This window comes from Candidatus Frankia alpina (genome assembly GCF_902806485.1).
Classification (GTDB): Bacteria; Actinomycetota; Actinomycetes; order Frankiales; family Frankiaceae; genus Frankia; species Frankia alpina.
The window spans coordinates 1-471 of the sequence record NZ_CADCWT010000582.1; the positions used below are offsets into that span (position 1 = coordinate 1).

The following is a 471-nucleotide window of genomic DNA, read 5'->3' on the forward strand; positions in this document are numbered from 1 at the left end:
CTTGGGAACACGCACCCCGGACCAGCGACGATTCACCCGCCGAACATCTCCGGGTTTCACCGCGACGATCCGGAAACCCTCCGACCGACCATGTTTTCGCCACGACGGCCGGCGATGCGAACCCCGAAAAAAGTTCGCCATTGCTGTGGCGAAATCACGCAACGCCTGCTGCTGAACGGTCTGCGACCCGGCCGCCAGCCACGGATTGTCACGGCGCGCTTCGGTCAACTGGCGGGACTGCTCGTGGTACCCCGGCGCCGGTCCACGTCGCGGATTCCACCACGCCTGCTGTTCCACCGCAAGATTCCACACATACCGCGCGTGCCCGCAATGGACTTCCATCACAGCCGCCTGTTCGACGGTCGGATAAAGCCGGTAACGGGACATGCCACAATTCTACGCCAAGGATGTCAACCAATGGGCAGGATGGGACGGCGTTTCCTCCCCGCCGTGAACGGCGGGGTCTCCACC

Annotated in this window: 1 protein-coding gene; it reads right to left on the bottom strand. The window is 63.7% G+C overall.

What is annotated here, in order from left to right; translation table 11 throughout:
* Positions 1–387, bottom strand: a 387-nt coding sequence (locus G6R25_RS24590; protein WP_163554712.1) for a helix-turn-helix domain-containing protein, incomplete at its 3' end; no start/stop codon positions are given.
* Positions 388–471: the final 84 nt, after the last annotated feature.